Below are 14,946 nucleotides of genomic sequence, written 5' to 3'. Positions count from 1 at the left end.
AAGGAATGGGTGTCCGCTCCTTCAGCGGCGGCTTTCGCAGGCTTCGCCATCACCATTCCCATCCAGGTTGGTGTGACCTCGGTGCAGCAACTCCTGTGCGCGTGCAAAGGAGCTGATCTCACTGCAGCGATACGTCCGCCCACCAGGAATCGACCCGGTGCTGCTGGCTGATCGCCCCGAGCTTCTGCTGCGGCGAAAGTCCCAGGGGCGGGTGATGCCACCCGGCACCCTCCACACCCCGGTGCGGCGGCGAGAAGCCCTGAACTCGGCTTCCAGATACTCCTTGGCGTCGCACTGGCCCATTTACTTGCGGTAGGGAAACGCCTGGCCGTCCTCCACCATCGCCAGGCCGAGATTGATCTCTGCGATCACCTCGGACACCGTGCGGCCGTAGCGATCCACCGTTTGGGGCAGCAGCGTGACCGCGGCGCCGATTCGCAGCCGCGTTTGCAGATAGGCGCGGGATTTGGCTCCATAGGGAGCCTGGGCCATCTCGGGGGCGTCGATGCAGGCCAGCCGCACCGTGAGCCGCTTGCCACCTTCCAGCACTCGGATCGTGTCGCCGTCGCCGATCGAGATCACCGTGGCGCGGATGTCGGGTCCGGCCAAGGCAGCCGGGGCCGCTTGCACCACCAGCAACAGTCCAAAAAGCAGGCGATGGCTCAGGGGCATCAACCCAGTGTGGGGGCCGACGCCGTTGCCATCTGGCCTTGCTCAGGCGAGTTGCTCCACACCCGCCAGCGCCGTGCGCACCTCGCCGATGAACTCCTCATCCACCTCCGTGGCGCTGAGTTCCTCACCCACCAGGTCCTGGATCATGGGGTAGAGCCTGATCTCGAACCACTTTCGGAACACCGGGTAGGTGCGCTCCGCCGGCCAGGTGCCGGAGTCGCGGTTCCAGTAGTCCAGCTCAGCCTCAAAGATCGTCTCGTAGATCTCCTCGAGGAGCTCCTCTGCCTCCGCTTCCGTGTCGTAGTCGGGGATCAGATACAGGCAGGGCTCCCGGATCCCGGCGACATCGACATCAATGTCCAGCCCCCGGGCCCAATCGAGCAGTTTCTCGCTGGGGTAGATCCCCACCGCGCAGCGGTTCACCACGGCCATGGCCCACCTTGCGGTATGGCCCAAACGCTAGGCATGGCCGACGGAGAGGTCAGGGCACTGCTGGGGAAGCAAGACACCGGCATGGGCGCCATCGGTCCGCTCGCTTGGGTTGGGCACAGCAGCGCCTCCCTTCACTCAGTGCACCGGCAGCCACCAGTACTCTGTCTTTGTCTGAGTCACCTGAGGCTTTCTTAAGTCAGGTACTTCTGGCACCAGCCAACGGCCGATCAGAACGAGCCGATGCTGAACATCAGTTGCAGCATCGCGAATCCCGTCAGACAGGTGGCGGCCAACAGCGGGATGGTATGCAACACGATTGGGGCTCCTTGCCCTTTGGTCTACCCATACAGCCATCCCATTCCCTGCTGATGAAAGGCAGGGTGTGGAGAACGACAGACACATTCGCTGATGAAGTTGTGTTGCCGATGACCTGATCGGTCTCCCCCGCTGCCTTCAGGACACGAACCGCCGGTACAGCCAGCGCACGAAGCCACCCACCACCGGCACCGGCGCGAAGGTGGGGCCGACGAAATCGAAGTAGTCGCGATGGTCCACGATCGTTCCGTCGGCACCGATGCGCAGGCGCGTGGTGCCGGGATAGACGAACTCGATCCCCTTGATCTTCAGGCCCATCGTCCACTCCACGAAAGCCGTCGTGCCGCTGCGCGCCACGGCGCCGGGCTCGATGAAGACGTCATCGCAGCGGCGCATCAATCCCTCCTGGGCAGCGATATAGGCCTCGATTCCCTGCTTCTCCTGGGTGGGGTCCTGACAATGGACCGAATCGTCATAGACGGCCCGCCACTGCTCCGGCGTGGGCGCCGGAGCGCCAAGGGCTTGGTGAACAGGGCCCTGAGCGTCTCCTCGGTGAGCGGTGGCGTGAGAACAGTGTTCATTGCGGCGATCCCCTCAGGCCCCGGTGGCCTGCCTGCGCTGGAGGGCGTAGGCCGCACCGCCAAGACCCGCCAGGCCGAGGGCTCCCGCCGCGGCCAGGAACAGCAACGTCTGGAGAGCCAGCAGGAATAGGCCCAAGGCCGAGGCGAGCTTGATCTGGATCCTGGCTTTGATCAGCAGGGTGATCAACAACAGAACCGTGGCCTTCAACCCCAGCAGGCTGGCTGCGTTGAGCGGGCAAGGGGGCGTGGGAAACAGCACGGGTCCAATCCTGTCCTCCCATGCTGGCGACGTTGGAGGCTCGGCGGGACGATGCAGGGTTACTCCGCCGGCTTCTCGGCGAGCACCGCAAAGAACGGGTCCCCCTTGCCGCCCAGCCAGCCAAGCGGTCCTGCTCGCTCAGCACGGCGACCGCCATGGCTCACTCCGCCCCAATGGGCTCAGCAACGCTGGAACGGCGGCGGCGGCACCGCTCCGAGCAGTACCGCACCTCTTCCCAGACGTCCTTCCATTTCTTTCGCCATTGAAATGGCCGCCCGCAGACCGGGCAGACCTTGGTGGAGCGCTCTGGGTGGTCGGCCATCGGGGATTCAGGGATGGAGCGGCTCCATGGCCCAGCCTGCTTCAAGGGGCCAAGGCATGCTCACCACTGGGGGCTGCAGGGCGCCCAGCCCGCCTTGCGCTTCTCGGCCCAGAGCAGAAGGGCCTCCTTGCTGCTCAGCTCCTCTCGCCGTTTGAGCAAGGGGATCTCCTGATCGGGCAGCAGCTCGCCGGTGGTGATCTCCAGCTGGTGCACCAGGCGCTCCCATCGGGTTGGGCGAAAGCGCAGCACCTGGCGGCCGTCACTGAGCCAGCCCTCCTTGGGGGTGAGGGGGACCCGGGATGATGGCGGCCAACTCATGCCTCTGCGAGTCGTCCTTCGATCAACCGGCAGCACTCCTGCACGTCGCTCGCGCTCTCCACTGCCCCACCGAGGGAACAGAAGAAGTCCCGCCACAGCGGCGGCACCGCCAGCAGGACAAGCGGCCTGCCGCCGTTGATCGCATGGGCGGCTTCTGATGCTGTGCCTGGGCCGCCGCCTCCGCAGACCACCACCATGTCGGCGCTGAGCACGTTGATCACGTTGCGGGCCTTACCCATTCCGGTGAACAGGGCGAGATCCAGGTCCGCTGTGTTTTGCCTATCGTCTCCGTACCCTTCATTGGGCAACACCCCCACCACAAGGTGTCCCTCCACCCGAGCTGCGCCGCGGCTGGCCGCAGCCATCACCCCCGACGGGCGGCCACCGGTGAGCAGCACCCAACCCCTGGCGCTGATGCACTCCCCAAGCTGCTCAGCCAGGGCCACAGCCTGAGCGGAGGCGCCCTCTCCGGAGCCCATCACACCCACCACGGGCCGCCGCCTGCTCATCCCGCCTCCGGGCACCAGCCCCGCTGGCGGGCCATGTCATCGGTCCAGCCGTGGCAGCGGCGGGTGAGGTGCTCCCCGTGGGCCAGCAGGCCCTGGTGGAGCTGGCAGGTCAGAAGCGGGATGCAATTGACCCCGGCGTGGTGGCGGAACCAATGGCAGGTGAGGCAGACCTTGCGGCTGCGGCTGGCCACCAGCACCTCGCCATCGAGATAGGCCCACTCTTCGATGGGAACCTCGCTGCAGCTACTGAAGGCGGGCTTGTAAGAGGGGCGCAGCGGGGCCATCCATCTACTCCTGATTAATACGTCTGTACTAGCAGGGTTTGATGGTTTCTGCCGCGGCCTCTGCTGCGCCTTCATCCGCCTTGATGGCTGAACCCGCCGGCAGGGGAACCTGCACCGGGTTCTCGCCCTGGTCCCAGTCCTCTCCGCCCTCGCAGAGGTTCTCCAGAACCCAATGGTGCCACTCATGCCTCGGCCCAGCAAAGGCCGCCACCAGAAACTTGCGTGGGCTTGGGAATGCTGACGGCACCAGGAGCTCGTCCCAGGTTATTTTGCCGTTGGCGTGCTTTGCCACAAAATCGGCGGCTTCCTCTAATCCTGCAATTTTCAGCACCTGCCATATCTCGACAGGGTTACCACCGGCCGCGGCCTGAAGCAGGGCCACCACTCGGCAGCATCGCAGCAGCTTCTCCGCTGGGGCATCGAGTGGGAACGCTTCCAGCGGATTCACCCTGGTGATCTCCTCGGGCCTGGGAGGCAGGCTGATCCAGTCGCGGCCGTCGGAATGGAACTGCTGCATGCGCAAAAACCATTCCTGGCCATCGATCAGCACCCGCTGACCCGCCGGTTGAATCTGGCTGGTGTCAAGTTGATCGATCGGAATCACCGGTTCCAGATCAGGACGACTGACGACCCAGCGCATCAAAGCGCGGGCGGCTACCTCCAGAGGTTGATTAGCCAGCATCTTTTGGATGCCCTTGATCCGCAGGGCTTCAGTCTTGAGTGCTTTCAACATCGCGGAGCTCCGTGGGGGCATGGGCAAGAACCTCGACGATCTGATCCATCACCTCCACCGGCAGTTCATCGGCAAGGTGCTGGAGGACGGTGATGGCAGCCAGCTGCTCGGCCGCGGCCTCAATCTGTAGGGGGGCATCAAGGCCAAGGAGCTTGGCCTCACGGTCTTGCACCTGTAGCCAGCGACCGACCGCCGAGGTGTCGCCGCGAGCAACTGCGGGGGCAAGGCGCTCTCTCAACCAGCGCAGTTCAAGGAGATGCTGGGAGCGGATGCTGGCGGTATCCAGGCGGATCTCCCGCTGAAGTGCCTGGAGGTGACCGCGCACCACCCGCTGAACGGTGGCCTCTCCACAACCCACCTGGTTGGCGATGAACAAATGGGTCTGACCCGCGGCCCGCAGCCGCAGGATCTGAGCATCGCGCTCGGCCCGCGGCAGCCTGGTGCGGTGCTGAATGGGGCTCTGGAGGAGGGTCAACCGATCAAGCCAAGGCTCCATCAATTGTGAGTCCTTCGGGGTGGGTCCTTGGACGTGGATTGGTTGTGAGCGCTAAGGCATGACCCCCTCGAGTACGACGTCCACAGACTGCATTCGGCTATCCAGGGTTGTCCGCCTCTGGAAATCATCCAGCTAAGGAAAGCGGCCTGATCAGCCCATCAGCTCACATCGAAACTCGACCACTGATGGGGGTCTCGTCAATCCGCAGCTCAAGTCGATACCAAGGGCTGGTTGAGCTGGGGGCTAACCACCTGATCGATGGTGCCGACGGTCACCGCCTCCCCCGCCAAGTCGTCCACGTAGTCGTTCTCCACCTGGCCTCCGCGCAGCACGTACACCGGAATCGAGACCCCCAGGCGATCGATCACCGTCCGGCATTCAGCGCCGATCTGATCCGTGAGGGTGCGCAGTCGGAGCTGGTAGATCGGCCGACGTGGTGTGACACCTGGCCGCTGCTGGCGGTCCCACAGCCAGCAACGGGCAGGATGGCCAGGGTCTTGCCCAGGCCAGAAGGGGGCTTCCAGTGTGCGAAACGGGCCGATCGCCCCCTGCTCCATCAAGGCAAGCTGGAAAGTGAGTGGTGGGAAGCCAAGCAGCTTCAGTGAAGAAAGTGGAAGCCATACGGAGGGCTGATAGCGGATCTCGCTCCAGAGCGACAATTGGATCTCTGGAGTCTGCGGCGCGGGCTCTTGCGGCAGAGCTACCACCGACATGGGCTGATCTCTTGCGGGTGGCGGAGGGTTGAGGGCCGCCTTCAGATCACCGCAAGCCCAAGCTGTGGTTCCTCCTCGGCCTCAAACTCCTGCAGGCGCTCTAGGGCGATGACCACTGCAGCGCGCGCAACGGGTGTTCCTTTCTTCTTCAGCCACTCCCAGACTGCTTCGGCGGCGGATGGCTCCGGGGCCAGGCGGAGGGCTGCCAGCGAGGCTGCCACGTGCTCTGTGTTAGTGGCCTGGGGATGGAGGGGATGGGCCTGCCCGTTGCACTCAGCGCAAGGCTTGGCCTCAACGGCACCCCAAGGATCAAGCTTTTGGGCAGTTTGGGCAGTTTCTGTCCATTCTCCAAGGTTGTGAGCGTTTTTTTCTTCTCTGAGAACCTGGAAGGAGTAAGGGGAAAACTGCCCTAACTGCCCTAGATCGGGAACCGCCGACCCCTCACATTCGGCGGCTTCGCCGGGCAGTAGCAGCCTCAAACCCCAGCGCTGCACTCCGGTCTTGCCCTCTGGCACGCCGGCAGCGCGGACCCGATCGTTGAACTTGTGCTTGCCCAGCATCCCCCGGCTAGCGGTTCCATCAGCTTCCATCCAGCGTCGGTAGTCCTCGAACAGGGCACTTTGCGCGAGGCAAGCTGCCCAGCGATCGCACGGCACAGTCCGCTCGGCCAGGTAGGCCCGGACCCGGTCGCTCCTGCGGGCGAAGTCCTGCTGGACCGATTGATCGCCTTCGAGGAACCGGCCCCGCTTGCGGCGCTCGATCAGAGCTTCCACCAGGCGCCGGAAGATACCCGGCAGCTCACGAAACATCGCCGCTTCGATTGACGGATCCTCCGTCCCAAGGAAGGTCCGATCGAAGCGGAACACTGACGCGCGGCTGAGATAAGCCTGGCTGGCTTCACTGGTGAGTGGCACCGTGTTGGCGCTGAAGGCCAGCAGGGCCATGTTCTGCAGGTCGAACCCGTCAACGCACTTGTATTCGGCGTGGATGGTGTCGCCGCCGGTGAGGGCCTTCAGGATCGAGAGATCGCTCAGTTCGTCAGCGCTCAGGTCCGCGAAAGTGTTGAGCACCTTCCCGAATAATCGGGCCGGAGCAAATCTCTCCGTGCTCAAAGAGTGAAGGCTGACGCTGCTGCAACGCTCGGGACCAGCGATCTGCTGGAGCAGTCGCAGGAACGTCGATTTCCCCGTCCGGGATGGCCCAATTAAGAACAAGAACTTCGTCGGCTGCCGCGTCTGATCGAGCATCTGGCTGGCGACATCGAGTAGGACGCCTCCTTGGCCCGGCAGTTGTTCATCAAGCCAGCGGTCGAAGGTCGGGCAGGTGGCCTTCGGATCCCACTCGAACGGGAACTGAACCCCCGAGAGGAAGCTCGGATCGTGCGGATGCAGCTTGCCTCTCTCCAGGTTGAGTAGGCCGTTCTTCATGTTGATTAGGGGGCGGTCCTGTTTGAACGGGATCACCTTGCCTTCGGTCTTGAGGATGCTGAGCCCGAACTCGATAACCGTTTTCAAGTGCTCAGGCCGGTAGTGATCGGCCAGTAGGTCAGCCAGTAGGCGCGTGAATCGCCGGCTCTTGCCGTTGTGATACACGCCGCCGTAAAAGACCGCGATCGAGTTGTCGCCCGCCATGGCGAGATGGTGCTCCTGCTCCAGGTAGGCCCAAAGGGTCTGGGGCCGCAGGCCGCCGCTGTCATCGAAGAACTCTGAGCCCCCCTTCCGGGGTTTCCTCGGCGGGGCCTTCGGCAGCGGCACCGCTTCCCGGATCAGCCTCCCCAGCACCTCCAGCCGCATGCTGGGGTCGACCCTCCCCAGTAGATCGTCGAGGCCGTCCTTCCCTCCACTAGGGATTTGGAGCACACTCACCGAACGGCAAAGAAACTCAGATCGCAGGTGATCCTGCAGCCGTGCGGCCGCTCGATAGACCCAGTAGTTGGTGAACACGTCGGCATCGAATGCCAACACCACGTCGCGTCCATGCAAGGCCATGTAGCCCAGATCGTCGCCAGGCTTTTCGTCGGAAGACCATCCCCAGCAGCCGGCGACGCCGAATGGCACCGCGATCGGGTCATCCCCTGAAAGGACGCTGGCGGCTGCCAGCAGTTGTTTGGTGCCCTCCACCAGCAGAACCGGCAAACGGGCATCCCGCTGATGTTGCCCGAAGCCTGGGGCGATGGCCACCATGCCCCCACCACCCTTGGGGAACAGGTATTTGAGCGGGCGTCCTTCCTTGTCGAGCGGAGGATTATCGGGCCTTAGTTGCCATACGATCCGGCCACTTGTGCAGCGCCAACGGAACAGGAAACCTGGGCACCCTTTCGTGCCCCAGGACCGCAGTTCTGGCGGCAGATCATCGGGTCCGAAAGCCCGGCGGATGCCGACCATTCGTTCCTCATCGATGGCAGCCTTTCTCAGCCATTCGATGCTTTCATGATCGAGCGGCTGGCCCGGCTCGGCCGGTTCTTCCGTCACCCCACCATCGGGGCCTTCTGACGGGGCCGTGCTCACTGCGCCACCCCCAGCCCGCAGGCAATCCGGCGCCAGAAGGAAATGATCCCCGTCTCCCGCGGGCGGTGTCGCTGCACCCAGTCCGCCACAGCCAGGTAGCTTTCAGCCCCCCAGCCGATCTCATTGGCCTGTCGGTGGATGGCCAGCAGCTCCAGCCAGTCGGTAGGCCGTTCGCTTGTATCTGGCGAGAACGGCGTCGGGGTCCAGCAGCTTGCGCTCATCCTTGGCCGCCACGGCCTTGCCGATGTGGAGGGAACGGCGGCGGGTAAAGACGGCCCCGCTAGTGTCGCTCCGCCGGATGGGTCCGTTGCCGACGAGCACGACGCCGCCCTTGGGCTATTCCCGCTAGGAAATGGAACCGGTAAAATCATGATGAGTTCAAAGTGTTTGTCTCTGAGGTCTTTTGAAATGCCGCGGCCGATGATTAGTACCCACTCACCGCCTTTGCTGCCCTTGCAGAGGGCGCCACTGCCTATATCTCTTTCCGTTCATGGCTCAGGTGGCTACTTCCTCCTCGGCCATCCCCCTAGCCACCTCGACCTAGGCCTGCGCTCTGAGCACACGAGGTTGTGCAAGCTGCTCCCCTTGGCCGCGGCCTCAATTTGCTGATGAGCGAGGCTGCCTTCGGGGCGGTGGTGCTGCCATTCGGCGGCCATGCAGCGCTCCAAGAATTGAGAGGAGAGGCGAATCTCCAGTGGGGTTGGTGACTGCTACTGGTTACTTCATGCTGGGGCGGGGGAGTGATTTCGAGCGTCGCACAAGGGTTTCTTCCACCTTGTCGAGATCCCACCTCAGGCATGCACGCTGTTCTCCCCTGCCGATGTTGATGTAGTGAACTGCGGGCCGAAGAACATCCGAGGCTCGCAGTCGGATCAGCGTATTTTTTGACAGCCGAAGTGCTGCCGCCACCTCTGCGGTGGTGGTCGTAAAGGCCATTGTGATCGTTGGGGCCAGGTGGATGGTTGTGAGCTTTCCTGGCCCTTGGAGGAGTTATATCGCCGTAGTCAGCTCTGGTGTAGGGATTTAAAAGGAGGCGTTCATTTCCTTTTCCAATCACAAGCAAGGAAAGAGCTCTTTCCTATCTTTTGCCAGCGAACCTATGCTTGTGCTTACTGCCCGCCGCGGCCGGCTACCAGCTGCTGCACCTTCCGCTGGAGGCTCGGGCCATCCAGCCGCCGCCCATAGGCGGCCAGATGCACCTGTGGGGAGTGGCCCATCAACTCAGCGCTCTCGCGGACATGGAGCCCTAGGTCAAGGCCAAGACGCAGCGCGAAGGCGTGTCGCAATCCATAACTGGTGAGGCCGCTGGGCATCTGCAACCGTCGTAGTTGCTGGCTCATGTGCGACCCAGGGCTGTAGGCGCTTTGGCTCCAGTCGGGCAGGCCGTGGGTCCGCCATCGAGCCAACAGCCGGAAGCAATCCGCCGGCCATGCTGCTGGTGGGACTGCTGGCACATGCCGCGGCCGTGTGGTGCCCTTGCTGGATCGCTTCAAGCGGCTAACCACAGCCAGTGGAGCACCGCTGGGCGAGGCTTTCAGCGCCAGACCAATCAGCTCCTGGGGCCGCAGCCCGAACACGATCAGGCAGTCCCATGCCACCAGATCGGCGGCCGTAAGCCTGGCGCTCGCCACGATCCGCGCGCGCAATAGTTCGGTCTCTGCATCCGTGAACGATCGAACCCCTCGCGGATCAGCCGCTGCCTTGCCGTTCCCCCGCAGTGGCGCCACATCCTCAGGCCAGGGCCAGCCCGCTTCCTTCCACAGCCGGCGGGCACGGTCGTGGGCCAGTTGCCGGTGCCGCGTGTTTGCTTCCCAGTGCCGCAAGTAGGCGCCAAGAAGGGCCGCATCATCACCCCAGCGGCGTTCTACCGCTCCTTTCACCAATCGACGCAGAAACGGCGCCCAGCTGCGCTCCCATGTCCGGGCCGTCGTCTGCTCCCCCACAAGCTTGCTTTCCAGCTGTCTGGCCAAGCGCTCCAGGTGGGCAGGCTGAAGGTGCTCAGGATCATCCGTTGGTGGGGTTGCATCCGAGTCAGGCCAGGTCCAGCTGCCAGCCATCACAGCATCGAAGATTCCGCAGGCTTCGCTCAGGGCTGCGGCGGATGTTGCCGGGCCGGGAGCGGCCTGAAGCGTGAAAGCCCGGCGTTTGTGGGGCTGATCCGGTTCATCACCAGGGCGCGGCGGCAGCTCGGTGGAGACCACGCGCAGCCGTTCGCGGTTGACCTCCAGATACCAGCCGGTGCGGCCCAACCGGTGCGCCTTGAACGCTGCGCTCAGGTTCCGCAGCCAAGGGGGAGAGGCCATCGGTTTTCACGCGTGAAATCTGCGTGAAATCCTGGCATTTTCCGGGGTTTTCGGGGTCTTCGGGGGCCTGTTTTCGTGAAATGGGAGCCCCAGAAAACGCCTACTACTGATGGGTAGATCGCTGTCAGGGACTGTGATTTATGGAAACGGGCCGTGCTGGACTCGAACCAGCGACCGTGCGATTAGAAGTCGCATGCTCTATCCAGCTGAGCTAACGGCCCACCCGGGCAGCCTAAGGTGAGCGGCTGCGCAACCCTCTTCCATGGCGGCCATCCGGCTCGGCAACGACCAGAAAGCGGACCTGGTGGAGCGCTACCGGCGGGGCGAGGCCACCCAGGACCTGGCGGCAGCCTTTGGCTGCAGTCCCAACACCGTGATCCGTCTGGTCAAGGGGGCCTTGGGGGAAGATCTCTATGGGCAGCTCAAACGGCAGCGAGGCTCCAGGGGCACGCTCTCCACCCGGGTCGTGGCCGCTCCAGGTACGACCACCCCTGAACCTGCAGCGCTGGCTGCAGGCGGCGACGCTGCCTTCGTTCCTGCTGACGAGGACAACATCGCGGACCTCGACGCCGACGGGGACGACGACGCCACCCCTGGGGTGCTCGCCATCGACGATGCCGATGATTTCGGCGCCGAGGACAGCGACGAGGGGGTGGACGACGGCGAGCTCGAAGACAGCGACGAGGAACCAGACGCTGGCGGGGTCCGTGCCGAATGGGGCGGCCTCGATCGCGACCGGGAGGCGAACATCTTCGTGACCGTGCCAGTGGGGGTGGCCCTGGAGGATCGCCCGCCCGCCACCTGCCGGCCCCTGGAGGCCGCCCCCCTGCCAGACAGCCTCTACATGCTGGTGGACAAGACAGTGGAACTGCAGACCCACCCGCTCAGCGACTTCCCAGAGCTCGGGCCCCTGCCCGATGGGGAGCAGCGGCGCCAGGCCCTGGTGGTGTTCGCCAATCCCCGCCAGGCCAAGCGGCACTGTGGCCGCACCCAGCGGGTGATCAAGCTGCCCGACAGCCAGGTGATCCACCGCACCGCCCCCTACCTGCTGGGCCAGGGCATCACCCGGCTGGTGCTGGAAGGAGCCGTCTACTCCCTGCCCGGTTCCTGATCGGAGCCGGGCATCAGCAGGGCGGTGGCGGTGCCGCCGCTGATCACCCCCACCACCAGGGCCACCCCCACCATGAAGCCGGTGGGCAGAGGAACGGTACGGCCGAAACCCAGCCAGAGGCTGGGACGGTCGTTGAGGTTCTGGGCCCCCAGGCAGAGGATCAGCAGCAGCAGCAGGCCGCCGCCGAGGCTGGTAAGCAGCAGGCGCAGACGCAGTAGCACAGGCGAGGCCGGTTCGATGGTCTGAGTCTGCCTGGTGGTGCGCCGGCTTCGATAGCGCTCCGTTCGGCTCGCGCTGGCCCTCGGCCTAGTGCCGTGGTTCCCCCTCGTGCAGGAGGGCGTAGAGATCGCGGCGCGGCAGGCCGGTTTCGGCCGCCAACTGCCGGGCGGCGTCGCGGCTGCTGAGGCCCGCCGCCACCCGCTCAACCAGTTGTTTTTTGAGGTCGGCCTCGCTCCAGCGTGGGAGGTCTGGGGCAGGGGCGCCCCCCAGCACCAATGTGCATTCCCCCCGGGGCGGCACCCGCCGGAAGTGTTCCAGGGCCGCGCTCACCGTGGGGCCGATCTGCTCTTCATGGCGCTTGGTGAGCTCCCGGGCCACCTGGAGCGGGCGGTCTCCGAGCAGATCGAGCAGATCCTCCAGCAGCTCGACCAGCCGATGCGGCGCTTCGAACAGCACCAGGGTGCGGGGTTCAGCCGCCAGCTCCTGCAACGCCTGGCGCCGCGGGCCGGACCTGGCGGGCAGGAAGCCCTCAAAGCAGAAGCGGCCACAGGGCAGGCCGCTGCTCACCAGGGCGGTGGTGACGGCGCAGGGTCCCGGAATGCAGATCACTGGCAGGCCGGCGGCGCGGACGGCGGCCACCAGCAGCTCGCCGGGATCGGAAATGCCGGGCAGGCCGGCGTCGCTGATCACCGCCAGGCTTTCGCCGGCTTCGAGGGCCGCCACGAGTTCCGGCACCCGGGCCTGCTGGTTGTGCTGGTGGAAGCTGACCAGCCGGCCGCGAATGGCAAAACCCGCCAGCAGCTGGCCGCTGTGGCGGGTGTCCTCGCAGGCGATCCGGTCGACCCCCTCCAAGACGAAGCGGGCCCGGGGGGAGAGATCGCCTCGGTTGCCGATCGGGGTGCCGACCAGATACAGCACCCCGGCGGCGGGCTCAGACGGCGACGGGTTCCTGGAGGACACCGCGCAGGGTGAGGTTGATGCGGCCGCGGTTGTCAATCTCGCGCACCCGCACCGTGACCGGATCGCCCACCTTCACCACGTCTTCGACTTTTTCGACCCGGGCTTCGGAGAGCTGGGAGATGTGGATCATCCCCTCCTTGCCGGGCAGAATCTCCACGAAGGCACCGATCGGGATCACCCGGGTGACGGTGCCGCTGAACTGCTCGCCTTCGCTGATCCGACGGGTGAGTCCCTCGATGATCCGCTGGGCTTCGTCGGCGGCGGCGCCGTCGTGGCTAGCGATCGTGACGATGCCGCCGTCCTCGATGTCGATCTTGGTGTTGGTGCGCTCGGTGATGCCCTTGATCGTGCGGCCGCCGGGACCGATCACGGTGCCGATCAGCTCGGGGTCGATGCGGAAGCTGAGCAGGCGCGGCGCGTGGGGCGACATGGTGTCGCGGGGCTTGTCGATCGCTTCGAGCATTTTCTCGAGGATGTGCAGCCGGGCCGGCCTGGCCTGGTTGACGGCCTCGGCGATGGTCTTGACCGCCAGACCGGCGATCTTCATGTCCATCTGCAGGGCGGTGATGCCCTTCTCGGTGCCGGCCACCTTGAAGTCCATGTCGCCGAGGAAGTCCTCGATGCCCTGGATGTCGGTGAGGATGCGCACCTCCTCGCCCTCCTTGATCAGGCCCATGGCGGCGCCGCTGACCGGTGCCTTGAGCGGCACGCCGGCATCCATCAGCGCCAGGGTGCTGCCGCAGACCGAGCCCATCGAGGTGGAGCCGTTGGAGCTAAGGCACTCCGAGACGACCCGAAGCACATAGGGGAAACCCTCCTTGGCGGGAAGCACGGGGATCAGGGCCCGCTCGGCCAGGGCACCGTGGCCGACTTCGCGGCGGCCGGGGGAGCGCATCGGCCGGGTTTCGCCGACGGAGTAGGGCGGGAAGTTGTAGTGGTGGAGGTAGGTTTTCTCGCCCAACGGGTTGAGGTCGTCCATCTCCTGGGCATCGCTCGGGGTGCCGAGGGTGGCGCAGGAGAGCACCTGGGTGAGGCCGCGCTGGAACAGGCCGGAACCATGCACCCGCTTGGGCAGAACCCCCACGGCGGCGGTGATCGGCCGAACCTCATCGAGGTTGCGGCCGTCGACGCGCTTGCCTTCGCTGAGGATCTGGGCCCGCATCAGCTTCTTGGTGAGCGCCTTGTAGGTGTTGCCCAGGGCCTTGCCGTTGCTGGCCAGACGGATCGGGTCGGTGTCGGCCAGATCGGCGATCTTGCTGGCCACCTCGGCCTTGAGGGCATCGAGCTTGCCGTCGCGTTCGGCCTTGGTCTGGGAGAACTGCTTGAGCACCTCGCCGATGCCGCCGGAGCATTCCTGGGCGAGGAAATCGGCCAGGGTGGGATCTTCGACGGGGTTATCGGGGATCACCTGCTCGATGCCCAGGTCGGCGAGCAGTTGTTGCTGGGCCTTGATCAGCTCACCCACCGCCTCGTAGCCGAAGTCGATGGCCTCGATCACGTCCTGCTCGGGCAGCTGGTTGGCGCCCGCTTCCACCATCACCACGCCGGCCGGGGTGCCGGCCACAACCAGATCGAGCTCGCTGCGCTCGATCTCGCGGTAGCTGGGGTTGAGCACGAAGTCGTCGCCGAGCAGGCCCACCCGCACGGCCGCCATCGGGCCATAGAAAGGAAGCCTGGCCAACAGGCAGGCGATCGAAGCACCGGTGACTGCCAGCACGTCGGGGGGCACCCGCTCATCGAGCGAGAGGGTGGTGGCGACCACCTGGAGGTCGTCCCGCAGCCAGGCGGGGAAGAGGGGGCGCAGGGGCCTATCGATCAGCCGGGTGGTGAGGATGGCCCGTTCGGGGGGGCGCCCCTCGCGGCGGAAGAAGCTGCCGGGGATGCGCCCTGCGGCGTAGAGGCGCTCCTCGTAGTCGCAGGTGAGGGGGAGAAAATCGATGCCTTCCCGGCCCTTGGCGCGGGTGGCCGTGACCAGCACGGAGGTGTCACCGCATTCCACCAACACCGCACCGCCCGCCTGGGGGGCGAACAACCCTGTGGTCAGTCGGATCTCCCGACCATCGAAGGAGACCAACTGAGTTTTTCCTGGCACGTCTGCTTATGTCCGTTTTGTTGTCGGTATCGATTGTCGCATTCGGGGTTCCAAGGCCCTAGCTGGCGAACCCCAGCCAACGGGAGCTTCGGCCTGGAGGGGTTCTCGGCCGGAGCTGGA

Annotated in this window: 19 protein-coding genes, 1 tRNA gene and 2 pseudogenes; 1 reads left to right on the top strand and 21 read right to left on the bottom strand. The window is 65.1% G+C overall.

Going from position 1 to position 14,946, the window contains the following annotated elements; translation table 11 throughout:
* Window positions 1-21 precede the first annotated feature (21 nt).
* The 18 genes and pseudogenes from KBY66_RS15840 to KBY66_RS03355 all read right to left on the bottom strand — a co-directional run bounded on the left by KBY66_RS15840 (window position 22) and on the right by KBY66_RS03355 (window position 10,665).
* The gene (locus KBY66_RS15840; RefSeq protein WP_399224753.1) at window positions 22-303 is read right to left on the bottom strand and encodes an excalibur calcium-binding domain-containing protein; all 282 of its coding nucleotides are present in this window, start codon (window positions 301-303) and stop codon (window positions 22-24) included.
* The gene (locus KBY66_RS03425; RefSeq protein WP_255087750.1) at window positions 304-672 is read right to left on the bottom strand and encodes a thermonuclease family protein; all 369 of its coding nucleotides are present in this window, start codon (window positions 670-672) and stop codon (window positions 304-306) included.
* Between the two features lie 42 nt (window positions 673-714).
* Complete coding sequence (locus tag KBY66_RS03420; protein WP_255087749.1) at window positions 715-1,104, bottom strand: hypothetical protein; 390 nt, start codon at window positions 1,102-1,104, stop codon at window positions 715-717.
* Window positions 1,105-1,557: 453 nt separating this feature from the next.
* Window positions 1,558-2,000: pseudogene (locus tag KBY66_RS03415) on the bottom strand (nuclear transport factor 2 family protein).
* Between the two features lie 13 nt (window positions 2,001-2,013).
* On the bottom strand, window positions 2,014-2,259 hold the full coding sequence (locus tag KBY66_RS03410) for a hypothetical protein (protein ID WP_255087748.1): 246 nt from the start codon (window positions 2,257-2,259) through the stop codon (window positions 2,014-2,016).
* Between the two features lie 160 nt (window positions 2,260-2,419).
* A complete protein-coding gene (locus KBY66_RS03405; protein WP_255087747.1) occupies window positions 2,420-2,581 on the bottom strand; it encodes a DUF2256 domain-containing protein in 162 nt (53 codons plus the stop codon).
* Window positions 2,582-2,641: 60 nt separating this feature from the next.
* Window positions 2,642-2,899 (bottom strand): DUF1651 domain-containing protein, encoded by a 258-nt coding sequence (locus KBY66_RS03400; RefSeq protein ID WP_255087746.1) that lies wholly within the window; start codon window positions 2,897-2,899, stop codon window positions 2,642-2,644.
* On the bottom strand, window positions 2,896-3,408 hold the full coding sequence (locus tag KBY66_RS03395) for a hypothetical protein (RefSeq protein WP_255087745.1): 513 nt from the start codon (window positions 3,406-3,408) through the stop codon (window positions 2,896-2,898). Before KBY66_RS03395 ends, KBY66_RS03400 begins: the two co-directional genes overlap by 4 nt.
* Window positions 3,405-3,692, bottom strand: coding sequence for a galactose oxidase (locus KBY66_RS03390; protein WP_255087743.1), 288 nt, complete (start codon window positions 3,690-3,692; stop codon window positions 3,405-3,407). The genes KBY66_RS03395 and KBY66_RS03390 overlap by 4 nt, the downstream gene beginning before the upstream one ends.
* A 28-nt stretch (window positions 3,693-3,720) precedes the next feature.
* Complete coding sequence (locus KBY66_RS03385) at window positions 3,721-4,242, bottom strand: hypothetical protein (RefSeq protein WP_255087742.1); 522 nt, start codon at window positions 4,240-4,242, stop codon at window positions 3,721-3,723.
* Between the two features lie 160 nt (window positions 4,243-4,402).
* Complete coding sequence (locus tag KBY66_RS03380) at window positions 4,403-4,900, bottom strand: hypothetical protein (RefSeq protein ID WP_255087741.1); 498 nt, start codon at window positions 4,898-4,900, stop codon at window positions 4,403-4,405.
* A gap of 230 nt (window positions 4,901-5,130) precedes the next feature.
* Window positions 5,131-5,634 (bottom strand): hypothetical protein, encoded by a 504-nt coding sequence (locus tag KBY66_RS03375; RefSeq protein WP_255087740.1) that lies wholly within the window; start codon window positions 5,632-5,634, stop codon window positions 5,131-5,133.
* Between the two features lie 41 nt (window positions 5,635-5,675).
* Window positions 5,676-7,265: a phage/plasmid primase, P4 family gene (locus KBY66_RS03370; protein WP_255087739.1), complete on the bottom strand. Its 1,590-nt coding sequence runs from the start codon at window positions 7,263-7,265 to the stop codon at window positions 5,676-5,678.
* Between the two features lie 192 nt (window positions 7,266-7,457).
* Window positions 7,458-7,817: pseudogene (locus KBY66_RS15835) on the bottom strand (DUF3854 domain-containing protein); the annotation flags it as partial.
* Between the two features lie 320 nt (window positions 7,818-8,137).
* Window positions 8,138-8,362: a hypothetical protein gene (locus KBY66_RS03365; RefSeq protein ID WP_255087738.1), complete on the bottom strand. Its 225-nt coding sequence runs from the start codon at window positions 8,360-8,362 to the stop codon at window positions 8,138-8,140.
* A 496-nt stretch (window positions 8,363-8,858) separates the two neighbouring features.
* Window positions 8,859-9,077 (bottom strand): helix-turn-helix domain-containing protein, encoded by a 219-nt coding sequence (locus KBY66_RS15830; RefSeq protein ID WP_399224749.1) that lies wholly within the window; start codon window positions 9,075-9,077, stop codon window positions 8,859-8,861.
* A 173-nt stretch (window positions 9,078-9,250) separates the two neighbouring features.
* A complete protein-coding gene (locus KBY66_RS03360; protein ID WP_255087737.1) occupies window positions 9,251-10,444 on the bottom strand; it encodes a hypothetical protein in 1,194 nt (397 codons plus the stop codon).
* Window positions 10,445-10,591: 147 nt separating this feature from the next.
* A tRNA-Arg gene (locus KBY66_RS03355) sits at window positions 10,592-10,665 on the bottom strand.
* Between the two features lie 41 nt (window positions 10,666-10,706).
* Between KBY66_RS03355 and KBY66_RS03350 the strand changes: the two genes are divergently transcribed.
* Entirely contained in the window at window positions 10,707-11,555 is an 849-nt protein-coding gene (locus tag KBY66_RS03350; RefSeq protein WP_255087736.1) for a helix-turn-helix domain-containing protein, read from the top strand.
* Here the strand turns inward: KBY66_RS03350 and KBY66_RS03345 are convergent.
* The 3 genes from KBY66_RS03345 to KBY66_RS03335 form a co-directional block, all read right to left on the bottom strand.
* Window positions 11,534-11,776 (bottom strand): hypothetical protein, encoded by a 243-nt coding sequence (locus tag KBY66_RS03345; RefSeq protein WP_255087735.1) that lies wholly within the window; start codon window positions 11,774-11,776, stop codon window positions 11,534-11,536. The genes KBY66_RS03350 and KBY66_RS03345 overlap by 22 nt on opposite strands.
* Before the next feature lie 85 nt (window positions 11,777-11,861).
* The gene (gene rsmI, locus KBY66_RS03340) at window positions 11,862-12,734 is read right to left on the bottom strand and encodes a 16S rRNA (cytidine(1402)-2'-O)-methyltransferase (protein ID WP_255087734.1); all 873 of its coding nucleotides are present in this window, start codon (window positions 12,732-12,734) and stop codon (window positions 11,862-11,864) included.
* Window positions 12,706-14,826: a polyribonucleotide nucleotidyltransferase gene (locus KBY66_RS03335; RefSeq protein ID WP_255087733.1), complete on the bottom strand. Its 2,121-nt coding sequence runs from the start codon at window positions 14,824-14,826 to the stop codon at window positions 12,706-12,708. The genes rsmI and KBY66_RS03335 overlap by 29 nt, the downstream gene beginning before the upstream one ends.
* Between the last annotated feature and the right edge of the window lie 120 nt (window positions 14,827-14,946).

Origin of the sequence: Synechococcus sp. Tobar12-5m-g (assembly GCF_024345415.1) — a bacterium.
In the GTDB taxonomy this organism is placed as follows: domain Bacteria; phylum Cyanobacteriota; class Cyanobacteriia; order PCC-6307; family Cyanobiaceae; genus Regnicoccus.
Note: the sequence above shows the minus strand (reverse complement) of the source record. Positions and strands in the feature narration are given on the sequence as shown.